At 61.3% G+C, this 14,470-nt stretch carries 11 protein-coding genes and 1 pseudogene; 3 read left to right on the top strand and 9 right to left on the bottom strand.

Going from position 1 to position 14,470, the window contains the following annotated elements:
- Positions 1-352 precede the first annotated feature (352 nt).
- From KA712_07730 to KA712_07715, 4 genes and pseudogenes are all read right to left on the bottom strand, one after another.
- Positions 353-1,600 (bottom strand): annotated as a pseudogene (locus KA712_07730) (ISNCY family transposase).
- Between the two features lie 172 nt (positions 1,601-1,772).
- Positions 1,773-2,099 (bottom strand): putative addiction module antidote protein, encoded by a 327-nt coding sequence (locus KA712_07725; GenBank protein MCG5052835.1) that lies wholly within the window; start codon positions 2,097-2,099, stop codon positions 1,773-1,775.
- Positions 2,086-2,430, bottom strand: coding sequence for a type II toxin-antitoxin system RelE/ParE family toxin (locus tag KA712_07720; protein ID MCG5052834.1), 345 nt, complete (start codon positions 2,428-2,430; stop codon positions 2,086-2,088). Before KA712_07720 ends, KA712_07725 begins: the two co-directional genes overlap by 14 nt.
- Before the next feature lie 932 nt (positions 2,431-3,362).
- Positions 3,363-4,646: an IS4 family transposase gene (locus KA712_07715; GenBank protein MCG5052833.1), complete on the bottom strand. Its 1,284-nt coding sequence runs from the start codon at positions 4,644-4,646 to the stop codon at positions 3,363-3,365.
- A gap of 279 nt (positions 4,647-4,925) precedes the next feature.
- Here KA712_07715 and KA712_07710 point away from each other — a divergent pair, with 279 nt between their 5' ends.
- Both KA712_07710 and KA712_07705 read left to right on the top strand, forming a co-directional pair.
- On the top strand, positions 4,926-6,653 hold the full coding sequence (locus KA712_07710; GenBank protein MCG5052832.1) for a DUF1592 domain-containing protein: 1,728 nt from the start codon (positions 4,926-4,928) through the stop codon (positions 6,651-6,653).
- A 2-nt stretch (positions 6,654-6,655) separates the two neighbouring features.
- Entirely contained in the window at positions 6,656-7,930 is a 1,275-nt protein-coding gene (locus KA712_07705; protein ID MCG5052831.1) for a DUF1552 domain-containing protein, read from the top strand.
- A gap of 366 nt (positions 7,931-8,296) precedes the next feature.
- Here KA712_07705 and KA712_07700 read toward each other — a convergent pair whose 3' ends face one another.
- Positions 8,297-9,790: an adenylyl-sulfate kinase gene (locus tag KA712_07700; GenBank protein MCG5052830.1), complete on the bottom strand. Its 1,494-nt coding sequence runs from the start codon at positions 9,788-9,790 to the stop codon at positions 8,297-8,299.
- A 69-nt stretch (positions 9,791-9,859) separates the two neighbouring features.
- Between KA712_07700 and KA712_07695 the strand changes: the two genes are divergently transcribed.
- Positions 9,860-10,024, top strand: coding sequence for a hypothetical protein (locus tag KA712_07695; protein MCG5052829.1), 165 nt, complete (start codon positions 9,860-9,862; stop codon positions 10,022-10,024).
- A 219-nt stretch (positions 10,025-10,243) separates the two neighbouring features.
- On the opposite strand, the gene KA712_07690 is transcribed toward KA712_07695, so the two are convergent.
- The 4 genes from KA712_07690 to KA712_07675 all read right to left on the bottom strand — a co-directional run bounded on the left by KA712_07690 (position 10,244) and on the right by KA712_07675 (position 14,275).
- Entirely contained in the window at positions 10,244-11,656 is a 1,413-nt protein-coding gene (locus tag KA712_07690; protein ID MCG5052828.1) for a hypothetical protein, read from the bottom strand.
- Positions 11,657-11,699: 43 nt separating this feature from the next.
- Positions 11,700-12,482, bottom strand: coding sequence for a hypothetical protein (locus KA712_07685; protein ID MCG5052827.1), 783 nt, complete (start codon positions 12,480-12,482; stop codon positions 11,700-11,702).
- Positions 12,479-12,961, bottom strand: a complete 483-nt coding sequence (locus tag KA712_07680; GenBank protein MCG5052826.1) for a sigma-70 family RNA polymerase sigma factor — start codon at positions 12,959-12,961, stop codon at positions 12,479-12,481. Before KA712_07680 ends, KA712_07685 begins: the two co-directional genes overlap by 4 nt.
- A gap of 144 nt (positions 12,962-13,105) precedes the next feature.
- Entirely contained in the window at positions 13,106-14,275 is a 1,170-nt protein-coding gene (locus KA712_07675; GenBank protein MCG5052825.1) for a hypothetical protein, read from the bottom strand.
- Positions 14,276-14,470: the final 195 nt, after the last annotated feature.

Genomic DNA, 14,470 nt, shown 5'->3' with positions numbered 1-14,470 from the left:
GCACGGCGGGCACGGCCCACGCGCAGGCGGGTGGCGACGTGCGGCTGTGGGCAAGTGCAGGGCCAAAAGCATGCCGCAGCGGCTTGTGGTGAGCTAGGCAGGAGCTAGGCAAAGGGGCGCGGCACGATAGCGACCGCCCCCCCTCTGCCTCACGGGACTGTGGTGGGGCTCAGCGCCGCCTCGCGGGCTGCAGCCCTGCGCAAGCGTGCGTTTTCGTTGTAGCGGCGTTGCCGGGCTTTTTGTTCCCGCTGCACCTCTTGCAGATAGTTCGCAAAGGCTTCCGCCGCGGCAGGGTTGATGCTTGTGGACACCGGTGCCGATGATTCAGCTTCCGCGCCTTCTTGGACCTAAGACGGGCTTCATCTCGAACCTGCTGCTGCTGCTGAATGACCGCCAGCGCAGCGCCCAATCGTTTGTTCTCGACAATCTCACCCTGGTTCACGTGGGGGCTCTTGTCGAAGAGTGTAAAGGGAAGCGGCTGGTCGTTATGGCACAATTGCACTTGGCCGTCTTTCCACAAGTGCACGCGCACAGTCTTACCAGCAAGCTTGCTCGTTTCTGTCGTTGGTTCAACCAGATATGAGTTTCTCTGAAACTGCACCACCAAACCCTGCGACAGCTTTCGGTCCTCTTGCCACGTGAAGATGAGATTCAAGTCTTCGCCCTCAAGCAAGGGACGGTGCGCATTATGGAGGCTGCGAGGGGCACGCTCGAAGCGGTTGTTGTAGGCATCCATAAAAGCAGGGACGAAGGCATTCGCATCTTCCGCATTGCTGATGCCCTGAAGCCGCATCTCCTTGACCAAACGGTCTTGCAGCATTTTGTTCATACGCTCAACACGACCTTTGGCCTGCGCTGTGTTCGCACAGATGATGTCTATGTTTAGTTCGCCCAATGCGCGACCAAACTGCGTGACACCCTTTGCTGCACCTGTTGAACCTTCCTGGTTCACTCGAAAGATGCTGTGTTTGTCGCTATAGAAGGCCGCCGGCTTTCCATGCTTCCGTACGTAGCTTGCGGTCGCATCGAAGTAGTCGAAGGCCGATTCCACTTCTACAAAGCGCAGCTCCATCAGCCTTCCCGTGGCATCGTCGATTAACACCAACAGGGTGCATCTTTGTCCACGGCCCTCGAACCATTCGTGATCGCTCCCATCTATCTGAACCAGCTCACCAAGACAGTCCCGCCGTCTTCGCGGCTGGTGGATGCGCGGCCCTCGTTGCGCCCGCGGCGTCCAGATCTCGGCGCCGATCATCCACTTTCGCAACGTCTCCCGGGACACACGAACGCCATGTAGCTCAGCAAGTTTCTCGTGAGCCAACGTCGGCCCGAAGTCGCTGTAGCGCTCGCTGATGAGACCTACGGCGTATTCTTGCACCACTTTCGGCAACTGACGGTTGCTGGGGCGTCCGCGCTTTCGCGACACGAGAGCCCGAGGCCCTTGACGCCTCATGGACTGGCACAATCGCCGCACCTGGCGCTGACTAAGACCCAGAACCATACCGGCTTCTGCTTGCGTCAGCCGCTTTTCCAACACCCGCTGGACGACCTGCATTCGGTCCATTTCCAGCGCGCTCATTGTGACAAGATCCCTGGCCATTGTGGCCCGAGGCTGCCAGGCAGCTGCACCCAAAAGAGGACGTTTCTAAGTTGCACAAAGCGGACATTTTCACTTTGCGTCTACATAGCAAACACCCGATATAATATATTCTGTCAACTAACGTAAGCCGTCTCGCATCCTCGGCCTTGCTGCCGGGCTTACTTTGCAGCGATCAGGCAGCGTGACGGGGATGGATTGACAGCTGCAGTCCCATCGCATCGAGCACCGCCCTCAATGTGGTGAGTTTTGGGTTTCCGCCGGCAGACAGTGCCTTGTAAAGACTTTCGCGACCTAGCGCCGTTCGCTCGGCGATGGCGCTCACGCCGTGGGCGCGCGCAACATTGCGTAGCGCGATCAGGAAAAGGCGCTCGGCGTCTTCGTCCGAGTCGCCTTCGTCTTTGGCCAGATGAACGTTGAGATACTCGGCCGCGTAAGCCGGATCCCGCAGTGATTCACTAAGGGCGTCGTCGTAACTATCGCTGTTCTTAAAGTTGGCCATCGTTCTTTTCCTTCCAGTGGGCCCAGAACCCTCTCGCGGTGGCAATATCCTGGGCCTGGGTCGATTTATCGCCTCCGTTTAGAAGCAGGACGATCGTCGAGCCCTGCTCAGCAAAATAGATGCGGTACCCCGGACCGATATCGAATCGCAGCTCCATCACGCCGCCCCCTACTGCTTTGTGGTCGCCGAAGTTGCCTAGCGCAACCCGCGTCAGACGCTTGGCTATAATTGCTCGGACTCTGACGTCCCGTAGGGCGTCCATCCACTCCCCGAAGGGAACTCTTCCGTCATCCTTGACATACCGTCGTAGCGCTCTTGGCTTTACCTCCATCGCAAAACAGCGTATCCTCAAGGATACTTCAGAGGCCAGAAGAAATCCAGGCTGCATCCTGGTTTCTCAGGCTTTTCGCCAGTTGGGAGCGTCTGGAGTGGTCTGCGAGTCTGTTTACGATGCGGCGCAACCGCGCTCCTGTGCTTTTGCACAGGCCAGAGGCGGGTTCGGTCAAGGGCGGGCATAGGACTATATGCCCCGACTCGCCGGGAAGCGAGGAGCGAGGGGGGCAGGGCCTGCAAGGGGGTAGAGGGACCCGCCGGGAGAAGGGGGGTGGAAACCATGCGCTGGCCATGTGATTGTCTGCGGTCGTGGAACCAGCTGAATCCAGAGTGATGCCAGTCCAAATACCGAGAGCCCTGAGCGCTGCATTCGGGTTACTCCTCGCGCTCACTGGATGCGAGTCCGCGTTCGAGGTCAAGGGAACTATCGACACGACCGCCCTTGCTGGTTCCCAGCGTGCGCTCGTGGTGTTCTTGGTACTCCGGCCTCAGGAGGGCGGTTCGGGAGAAACGCTGATCGGCACAACATCTCGGCTTGGAGTGTTGGTTGCCGATGCGGAGGCACCCCCGAACGAGCGCTCGTTCGGCCACCTCGATCCGGGATGCGGGCCGGCGCGGTTCGCAGTGGTTGCTTGGGCGCCTCGCCAGCTTCCCGGCGGGTTACGAGTGGACGGCACGTCAGTCGAGGGCGAAAGATTCGCGCCTGCTCCGGGAGATCCGGTCGCCTCTTCCGCTGTCATCGATGCTGAGTGTACGAAGTCCGGATCGCAACGGGTCAACCTGGTGCTCCCCCCTCCAGGCCCTTGACGGCGCGCGAGGGGACCATCTCGCACGGCACCGAGACCGCTCGACCCCTATCGCCTGCGCCACGCCCATGCGGTTGGCGTCCAGTCAGCGTCGAGACCGCCGGCTAGCACCAATGCTGTTCACTTAAGCACCACCCCTTTGGATGGTGCGACCGAAGGGACGTTTGCACTCCCTCGGATAGTGCCTGTCTTGTTGTGGGGCGTACGCGAACATTCGAAGGGCGGCGATGTCATCGTCCATCTGTTCATGGATGGATTTTCCTGAAAGCATCGCAGAGAGCAGATCACCGGCCGCTCGTAGGCAGTCTGCGCGAACGACGCGTCGGCCATCAAGGGTACGCTCCGCTTCTGCTTGAAGGAACGATGCCAGGGCTATCCAGATCATCGCGGAAATGAGTTCCTGTTCACATCCTTGGACGCTCTTGCTGTGGAAGTCCTCGGTCTGCATGAAGCTCTTCATTTCCTTGAAGAGAGATTCGATTCCCCATCGAGAGGCGTAGAGCTTGATGATGTCTTTGCGATCGAATCCGTCCTTTCCGCTCAAGGTGGACACGATGACCATCCTTTCGTTCTTCGTGCCTTTCCTCGGGCGGCCTGGCTTTGCGTCGCGCTCGACGACGCGCACCTGAAGCTCAATGTTCCCTCTCGCCCCCGGAAGCGTCAGTGTCACTTTCGCGGTCTTCTTGTTTGAAGACAAGAATGGCTTGAGCTCTTTCCACGCCGTCGCCTTCGATGCGCTCATTCTCGCAATGATGTCAACGCCATGTTCAATCAAGGCTGAGAACAGGTGGCGACTCGGAAACCCTCTGTCCATGACGGCCACGTCGCCTGCCTTGAACGGCAATCGGTGAACCAGCTTCTGCATGGACGTCCTCTCGCCGATGCCTTTTCCGGTCAGGGACCAATCCAACGGAAGACGGCGAAACACATCCGCAGCCATCACCACCAACCCTTGTGGATTGTGCACCGACGTCCCATTCGGCCGCTTCGGCCGCGCCATCTTCCTCGCTGTATCCGCGCTGCGCGGCAACACAACCCGCGTTCCATCGAACGCGATGAATCGACGTTTCCCCCACGGGGTTTTCGGAGTCGGCATGATGGACTCGCACCGCTCGACCAGCTGGTGCAGCAACCCACGGCATGTCTCGATCGAGACCTTCTTTCTTGCTTCACTGATGGACGACAACGTCGGTACCTTCGCCCAATCGAACACCTTGCGCCCGTAGTACGCCACGATCCGCAAGCTCCGTCGATAGCTCATCTTTCGGTCCGGCATCGTCAGGACCATCAGCCACATCAAGACGCTGCGGGCGCTCCATGTCCGTGTCCGGTCGAACTTGTCCGCACAGCCACTGGTCAGTTTGAAGAACGCTCGAAAGTGATCGCCAGGTCCACGAAGCAGGCTCATGAAGGCCGGCGCTCGCAGCCTCGGGCCTTGTCAAGACGAATTGCACAATATTTTCAGATGGTTACGAGGTTTCTTAAGTGAACAGCATTGCGCTTAGAACCGTACCTATAAGGCGCAGGGGTGTCGACTGTGCGAACGCAAACGTCAGCGTCTCAGGTCGGGAGCCAGGCCTAAATACGGGAAGATTTCGTTCGAGATTGACCCGGAAAGTTGGGTTCGCGCTACCCTACGAAGATGACGTGCCAGTTTTCAGTCCATTCGCGGTTTATGGGCATGGGCGTGTTTCCAATAGCCTTTGTGACCCTGGGGCTCCCCTGGAGCGTCTCGTGCACGGGCAACATTGGAACAGGCGGCCAAGACAACCAGCAAAGTGACAATGCGCCGGGTCAAGGTTCTGAGCCAACGCCTGGCACCCCTGGCACCCCGCCCCCCGGGGACGACAGGCCGGATCCGCTAGGGTCGTCGCCCCTCGACTGGGGCCAGGGCTGCCGCGTGCCGGCGGCGCGGATCTGGCGGCTCTCCCCGCAAGAGGCCTTCGAGACGGTCTCGGCGCTGGTTCCCGGTGGTCTCAAAGGGACGCCCGCCCCGACGCTTCGGCTGCGCCTGCCGGGGACATCGAGCAGCGACGCCCGGCAGGCAGGCGTCGCCGTGAACGCCGTCGAGGAACTGCTGGATCAAGCGGCCAAGATCGCCGACGAGATCTACGCGAGACGATCGGAGCTGCTGGAGTGTCCAAGCGGCACCCCGGAGCTGGGGTGTCTCAAGCAGCTCGCCGTTGCGCGCTTGGCACCGCGTTTGTTCCGGCGCGCCTTGACCGCCGAGGAGACAGCGGCCTACGAGCAGTACGCGACCGCCGAGTACGACCGCGCCGGGGCCGCTTCGGCCTTGCGGCAGGTCCTCACCGTGATCCTGACGTCTCCACAGGCGCTCTTCCGCTGGGAGCAAGGTGATCCTCGTGACACCAAGGCGGTCGTCCCGTTGACGCCGTCCGAACGCGCGTCGGCCCTGTCGTTCTTCATCTCGGGCGCACCGCCGGACAGCGAGCTGCGTGCCGCTGCGGAGTCGGGCGCCCTCGGGGCGCCGGCGGAGGTCGAGAAGCAGGCGCGTCGCCTGCTGGCGACACCCGACGGCGCCCGCGGCATCATTCGCTTCTTTGAGGAATACGCGAACTTCGACCTCGTTCCCCAACAGGCCAAGAACTCCACGCAATTCCCGCGCTTCTCGAAGGCGATGGCCGCAGACATGGCCAGCGAGGGACGCATGCTGTTCTCCCATGTGCTGTGGGAGGGGGACGCCCGGCTGCACACGTTGCTCACGGCCGATCACTCCGTCGTCTCACCCGCTCTCGCCGGGCTCTACGGGATCCCGTCGGGCGGCTCGGGGTTCCAGCGGGTGGCGCTGCCGCCCGCACAGCGCCGCGGCTTCCTGACCCTGGCGGGGCCGATGGCCGTCCTGGCCACGGACACCGAGACGGACATCGTGCACCGAGGACTCTATTTGCGCGACGTCATCCTCTGCGAGCCGTTGCCACCGCCGCCGGTTGGGGTCGACATATTTCCGCCGCCGCCCGACCCGCGCTTGACCCACCGCGAGCGCATGAACGCCCACTCCGCAAGCCCGACCTGCCGAGCCTGCCACAACCTGATCGACCCGATGGGTTTCCTCTTCGAGAACTACGACGCCATCGGAGCCTACCGGACCGCCGACGGCGCCCGGCCGGTGGACTCGCAAGGGGAGGTCGTCACCGACGGCGGCCGGGTCCCGGTCGGCAGCGCGCTGGAGCTCTCTTCCCTGTTGGCCGGATCCCCGCGCGTGGGTCAGTGTTTCGTCCAGCATTTGTACCGCTACGCGCGTGGGGAGCCGGCGGCCGGCGACGATGCCTGCGAGCTCAAACGCCTGAACGCCGCGTTCGTCGCCTCGGGAGGCAACATCCGCGAGCTGGTTGTTCAGGTCGCGGTGGGCGAGCACTTCCTTTTCCGCAGCAACGCTTCCAACCAGGAGAAGTAACCATGACACGGCACACAAGACGCGACTTCGTGCGCATGATGGGGCTCGGCGCCGGCGCGAGCTTCCTCGTTCCGATGCTGAACAAGCTCGTCGGCGAGGGCACGGCGCAGGCGCAGCCCCGCCGCAGGGTGATCTTCTTCGTCGACAGCTGCGGCCTGCTCCCCGCACTCTATGCCCCGAAGAGTGGCTTCGAGCTGGGCGGGATCCTCGCGCCGCTTGCTCCGTACCGCGACGAGGTCCTCATCCTCGACAAGTTCCACATGCACCGTGAGGACAACCACGGCAGCGGCTACGCGACGCTCACCGGTGTCGCGGGAAAGCCAGGCGGGGCCTCGATGGACCGCGTGCTGGCCCGCTCTTTGGGCAAGACGGATCCCGTCTCCTCGACCGCTTTCGGCACACTCGGCGGCGAGAACAAGCAGGTGGTCTGTGTCAGCGCCGACGGTCCGAACCAACCGTTCCCGGCCGAGTGGAGCCCGAACAAGATATACCAGACGCTGTTCGCCGGTCGGACCGGGACGGCGGCGCAGCCCGATCTCGGCCAGCAGCTGCTCAGTTCCAAGCGCAGCGCCCTCGACTTCCTGGTGCAGGACGTGCAGCGTGCCTCAGGTCGGCTCGCCGGCCCCGAGCGAGCGAAGCTGGACCAGTACCTGGAGTCGCTGCGGGAGATAGAGCGCCGCCTGGCGGCCGGCAGCTCGCTGAAGTGTGACACCGTCAAGGCCCCGGCAAAGCCCGAGAGCGCCTACCGCCAGCAAAACGATGAGTTCCCGAGCGAGGCTGTTCCGCCGCTGCTCGATCTTGCTTTCGCGGCGCACCTGTGCTCCCTCACCCACGTCTCGCTCATCTCCATCGAAGGGTACAACGGGGCCGGTTCGGGATATGGGTTCCTGGGAATCAAGGGGTCCATCCATCACCAGATGCACCACTTTTCGATGATGCCCGAGCTCACCAAGGCTTACACCCAGCACGCAGCCTGGCTTGCCAGTCTGGTGGGCAAGTTCAAGGCGACGGCCGAGGGCGGCGGAACGATGGCGGACAACACCGTCTTCGTTTGGGTCAACGCGGCCGGCGGGATTCATCACGAGGGCACCCAAACGCACCCCGCCATCTTGATCGGGGGAAAGGGGTACTTTCGCGGCGGCCGCTACCTGCAATATCCGGACAAAAAGCACGCGCTGAGCGACGTTCTGATCTCGGTTGCCAACTTCGCTGGACTGCCGATCGAGAAGTTCGGGGACATCTCGACGGGGCCACTGCCCGATCTGCGCGTCTCGTAACCAGGCCAGGGATTAGCGCACGTCGAGCGGCCAGCCCTATGCTTTCGCTTGCCCTGTCAAATGCTTCCCTGGGCCATCTCCCCAGCGTCTCAAGAACTGGTTCGAGATTGACCCGGAAAGTTGGGCTCCCGCGACCCAACGAAGATGACGCGCCAGTTTTCAGTCCGTTCGCGGTTTATGGGCAAGGGTGTGTTTCCAATAGCCTTTGTGGCCCTGGGGCTCCCCTGGAGCACCTCGTGCACAGGCAACATTGGAACAAACGGCCAAGACGACCAGCAAAGTGACAGCGCACCTGGTCAAGGTTCTGAGCCCACTCCTGGCCTACCTGGCGGAGCATAGGACGAATAAGCTGCATTTGCGCTTGCGTCAAGAACGGTGAGACGCTTGCACTTGTCCGATAATAACCCCTATGACAACTTCGTCTTCCCGCCGATCCCCGGTGGCATCGACGAAGTGCAGATCGGCATCGATGCCCAAAAGCACGTTGGTGCCGTCCAGCATGTACGCGTTCCGGCCGCTCTCGAACAGGGCGTTCTCGAGTGCGCGGGCGTAGCCGTGTTTGCCCGTTTTTGGGCCGCCCACGAACATCACGAGCGCCGCGGGGTGACCATGGCGTTCGGCCCGCTGGCTGGCGGTCACGCCGCCTTTGACCCAGTGGAAGTCGCGCATGCGTGCCTCGAAGCGCAGCTCGTCGCGCTCTTCTTCCTCCGCCGAAACGATGATGCCGCCACCGGCGATCTCATACCCATCGACGATGACGAAGCGGCCGCTGGCCTCGTTGTCGCCCACGGTGTCGAACGCGACAGGGCTTTGCGTCTCCAGCACGAGATCGGCCACGTCGTGCCGGTCCACGCGGCGCTTGTCGAGCTGGCTGCCCGCCTCGGAAGCGTCGATGACCTTGTTGATGCGGTGGATGCGCACCGGCACGGCGGCCGTGTGCAGCTTGAGCTTGTAATCCCGGCCCGGCTCGAAGGACTTGCGGCCCAACCAGATGATGTTTGCACGCAGCCGCGTGCTGACGAGCGGCGCCCGCTCCACGTGGCTCATCACCTGGCCGCGCGTGATGTAGAGCTCTTCGGCGAGCGTGAAGCCCGTGGACCAACCCGCCTCGACCTCCTCGCGCGACTCCGTGTTGAAGCCCTCGATGCTCTTGACGTAGGTGATCTTGTTCGAGGGCGTAAAGACGACCTTGTCGCCCACCTTCACCCGGCCCGATTCGATGCGGCCCGCGATGATGCGGCGATCGTCACCCTGGTTGGTGAACTTGTAGACGGCCTGCACGGGCATGCGCAGGGGGCGATCCACCTTCGGCGGGGCCTTTTGAAAGGTGTCGAGCATCTCGAGCAGCGTGGGCCCGTCGTACCAGGGGGTTTTGTCGCTGCGGGACGCAAGGTTGTCGCCCTGCATGCCGGAGATCGGAATGAAGCGCTCGGGGGATACGGCGCCAATCTCCGTGAGAAACGCCCGGTATTCCTGCTCGATGCGCCGGAACACGGCCTCGTCGAAGTTGACGAGGTCCATCTTGTTGACGCACACCACGACCTGCCGGATGCCCAGCATCGAAAGAATGTACCCGTGGCGGCGGCTGTTCTCGCGCACACCTTCCTTGGCGTCGATGACCAGCACCGCCGCCTCGGCGCGCGCCGCGCCCGAAATCATGTTCTTGAGAAACTCGATGTGCCCGGGCGCATCGATGATGATGTAGTCCCGGGCGTTCGTCTTGAAGAACACACGGGCCGTGTCGATCGTGATGCCCTGGTCCTGCTCGTCCGAAAGCGCGTCCAGCAAAAAGGCGTACTCGAAGGGCTTGTCGGTGCGCAGACACTCGCGGCGTACGGCTTCGAGCTTGCCTTCGGGCAACGCGTTCGTAGAGCATAGGACGAATAAGCTGCATTTGCGCTTGCGTCAAGAACGGTGAGACGCTTGCACTTGTCCGATAATAACCCCTATGACAACTTCGTCTTCCCGCCGATCCCCGGCTTCGAGGCCACCGAAAATGGCAGCTACCGCCTCATCATCAATCCAAAGAGCGCAGCCATACGCATTCGATTCTGCCCCCAGGACAAGTGCCGCACCAAGACTTTGAGGCTATGAGGTCGAGCCACATGGGCACACAAGAAGAACCCACGCCGCACAAGGAAATATCACTCACCGTCGGCGTACAGGAACTACAAGCGCCACGTCCCTCCGCGTCAAATTTGTCTGATAAAATATGTTCTATCAACTAACGTAAGCCGCCTTGCGTCCTTAGCCTTACTGCCGGGCTTGGGTCTGGGGCTGCCGCCCTAAGGTGCAGCCCCGTTGGCTACGCGCTCAGTTCACGATGACCACGCACTGGCCGTTTTGGCAAATCAGGGGCGAACAACAATCGGCGTCGGTGCGGCAGGCGCCACACACGCCATCAATGCAGGCTGCATAGTTCGCGCAGTCGCCACACGCCTTGCATTCCCCTCCCTTCGTCGGCGGGGCGATCTCTTTGTCGCAATCGTTGCCAGCTCCGGTGATGGCGCGGTCAAAGCGCACACTGAGATTGGAGCCAACGACCCCGCGCACAAACAGCGAACCGTAGATCTGCAGTTTCGACACCGCGGCGATCAGTTGTGCGCGTGGGGCGTAGATGTTCGCCACCAGTTCACCCGAGCCCTCGATGTTCATGATGCTTGTGCTACCCAAGTACATGCGAGAAGCGGCGGGGCGGTCGCTGCTCCCCAATCTCATTGATCCCGAAACCGCGAAGACGGCTCCTTCGGCGAAGAGATCGACTTCTCCTTGCGGGCCCACATCCACGTTGAGGCTCGAGGCCGCCTCGATGCTGCCACCAACATAAATCGCTGTGCGACCGGTGATCTTGATGGTAATCGGAGCGGCCCCGCGGATGCCGGAAAGATAGTAGCGTCCACACGGCAACTCGAGGATTGTGGGTTGTGACACGAGCGCCAAGCGGTCGGGATCCAAATTGATGAGCGCGTTGTGGTTGTTGGTTCTGGCTTCATTTACGATCGCCGTTACATCCAGGGGCTTTTCACAGTCGCACGGAGGCGAAAACGTGAACGGCTCAGTGATCACGTTGCCGCCTACTCTTGCACCGTCTACCAATGGTTTTCCCGAAGGGCTGTGCAAATCACGGCCCACCGAAAGTTCGCCAGTCACCGCAATGAATCCGTTGATCCATGCGTCGCGACCCACCGCCACCTTGCCCTCGCTCGAAAGGAGTCCGTCCACCTTCAAATCGCCTGTGATCTCTTGAGACGCAGAGCTTCCCATGGGGCCTTTGACAATCAAACTGCCACCGATGCGTGATTCGCCCGGGTTACTGAAGGTCCCATTTATGCCCACAGAGGCTCCGCCATTGGCCACCGACATTCCTGCGTTGGAGTCGATGGAATCTGTATGAAGTTTGCCATTCAGCATCACATCTTGGCAGGTGCACAAACCATAACGGAAAGTTTTCTCCGCAAGTTTTCCCGCGCATACCGGCGTTTCCCCCGGCACCACAACCGAGGGGCCGCGGCCTTTGCAAAAGGCTTCGCGATCGGCGTTGGTTGGGCCATTGCCGATCAGGCCGGGAAATATGTCTTTGCCTGTACCGTTGTTTGTGGACGGAACACCGCCATCAAGCTTTGCCTCAGACGCATCACCTGCACCCACCACCACAGCGTCTTTGCTATCGCAAGCGGTCAACATCAAGGCGATCATCACGGCGCATTTCATAAGTTTTGTTTTCACGAAGGCCTCCGTTTGAATAGAGGTGTTGCGTACAGAAGAACGGTTAAAGAATTTCGCGCAGCCTTGCTTGCGCTCGCCGTGTTACAACGGTTTCTTTTTTGCCAACGTTAAGCAACTTCAACAAAGTTACGCGTTCAGCTTCGGTTTTACCCAAAATCCGCTGCGTTGTAGCGGTTTCCCACAACGTTTCTTCCGCCAACGGACCGGTGGTTAAATTGCCCGCCAATTTCTGCAGAGCCACCAATGCGCCTTTGGGATCGCCTAGGTGATCGCGTCGCAGCAAAGCCGCCGAGAATTGGGCCGCGTTCACGGTGTGTGGCTCTTTGCCAAGACGGGCCGCGTTTTCATAGGCTCGCGCGGCGTCGCGCCAGCGCTTTTGGCCACGCAAGCGATTGGCAGTTGCCAACCAGTCTTCGCTGCGGCGAGGACGCGCAGGCGGCGCAGCCGAAGGGGGGCCAAGCCGTGGCTTGGGTAGGGTGTCTTTTCGCTCGGGCTCCACGTGGGGGGCCACGGTGGTTGGGGCTGGGGGGGTGACGACGATGGGCACCGCGGTTTGTGGCGAGCGCTGCCACGTTGCAATCCCCCACGCTGATGCGGCCACCAACGTGATCGCCGCCGCGGACGCAAACATGTAAAGGTGGTTGGGTTTCATTGTGCGGGGCGTTTCGAGGCGTCCCGCGGCGTTGACTGCCATCGCCACCATCGAGTGCGCGCGTGCCTGCGAAATCGGCACCGCCGGGCCCGGGCGTCGATCGAGCCGTGGTAGCAAGAAGGCTTCTTGATCGCTGGGTGTCTTTGAGGTTTTCACGGTTTGTTTTCCGTTCAAGAAGAGGTGTCTCGCCAAAGCCACGCGGCGCGTATGCGCAAGCGTTCTTTCGCAAGGCGCACGCGGCTGCGCACGGTCTCAACGGGCACACCCAGATCCCGTGCAATGTCGAGGGGCGTCAGTTCCAACAGATCATGCATGACGAACGCCACGCGCTGGTCCTCGGGAATTTTGTCCAACAGATCCACCAATGCGCGGCGGGCCAGAAAATCGCCACCGTGGCTTGGTGGTGCGGGCACAACTTCGTCAAGCGCGGCGTCTGACGAAGCCACCGCGCTTCGCCGCCGCTTAATGAACGCAAAGGTCACCCTGGCCACCACGCGATTGGCCCACGACACAAATGCGCCGCTGCCAGAGAATGTGTGAAGCCCCTGCACCAAAGCGATCAACGCTTCCTGCGTGACATCGTCCACATCTTCGTCACCTCGCAGCAAGTAACGGATGAGGTTTCGAATGCTTGGCAACAAGAACGTCAGCAAGCGTTCCACGTCGGCGCGTTCGCCAATCAACGCCGCCTGAGCCAAAGACTCTACTGTGTTTCCGTCATCGGCCTGCTTTGACTTCGGAGGCGATGTCAAGGTCATCTCGCTTCCGGTATAGAGGCGGCCTCAACGGCAATTCGGTCAAACTTCGTTTCGGGCGCGGGGATCTGCGGTGAGCCAGGCCAGCTGCAGCGAAACAAATGGCTGCACAATCCATAAGCTGCGGTCTTGGCCGCGGTCGGCGTAGGTGAATGTTGGTGCGCCCGGCACAAAATGAAGCCCGCCCAGCAAGCGCGCGGTTAGGCCGCTGCGCGTTGGTTTGAACGCAATCGCCGCTTCGGCGCCGGTTGTCACCGAAAAGGTGGTTGACGCGCCTGTGGCCGCCACCCCTGCGTTTTGCGGCACCGACGCTGTGCCGCGCCGCCACGCCGCCCACCCCAAAGGCAAACCGAAGGCCACGTCGATCGATTCAAAGGCGCCGATTTTGCGCCACAGCGTGGCCGACATTCCCATTTCAAAAATATCGGCGGCAACCCCTTGGCTGCGCACAGTTGAGGCAAGCGTGCCCAGCAACCGTAACTCGCCCATCCAAAAATTGTGAACCCGCGCGGCGCCCAACGCCAGGCCCCACATACCGGGCTGGGTTTGGCCGTTGGCGATGACGAGTGGGCCACCAGCAAAAAGCCAAGCGTTTTGTGGCGCCGCAGCGAAAGGCGTTGCCACCACCGCTTTGGGCGCGTCCGGCGGCGGGGTTGGCTTCGGCGCAGGCCCGCTTTTGGGCGAAGGCGGTTCCCCCAAAAGTGCAACCAACGAGGCGCCTTCCAGCAACGCGCTTAGTGTGGAGCGCGCGACCAGCGCAGTGGTTTCAAGGCACGAAGAAACGTGAACCGAGGATCGACCGGTGGGGATGGCGGCACAGGGGGCTTTCGCATACACCGCGGAAGAGGCTGGTTCGGCAAATGCGATGAGTGTTTCGCTCTCCGCGCTTGGGAACCAGATGAGAATGCGTGCGTCCGCGCGCGCTGCCATAGCCAAAGCCGCGCGCGATTGTTCGGCGAAATCGCCGACGAGGCGCGCGCTCACGATTTTTGTCTCGAGCGCCAGATCGTTCGTCTGGAAACGAATGCGCCGAACCAGCGCTTCTGCGCTGCCATCATCGACCACCAGCACCTTAACCAAGTTCTCATGGACCGCGGCGGTTGCCGCCGCAGGTGCAACACTCAACGCAAAAAGGGTCACCGCCACGTCAAACGCGCGCGACCTTGGCCACCTCAACGCCAAGGAAACACACAAGGCCGCGCGTTTGATCATCGCAGCGATGTTACACGCAGCGCATTTGTCCGAACAAAATACGTGCAGTCGTGTTGCGATTGGCCCACGTCTCGGTGTGTGTGGATAGGACGAACAAACGCCACGTCCTGGCGCGGCTTAAAAGTCTCCAATGTCGAGTGGATAGGAAGTTTAATTGAGATAACGCGTAGAGCCAGAAAGTCCGATAAAATATGT

The organism is Myxococcales bacterium (genome assembly GCA_022184915.1).
Classification (GTDB): Bacteria; Myxococcota_A; Polyangia; order Fen-1088; family Fen-1088; genus JAGTJU01.
This window is presented reverse-complemented; position numbering and strand designations above follow the sequence as displayed.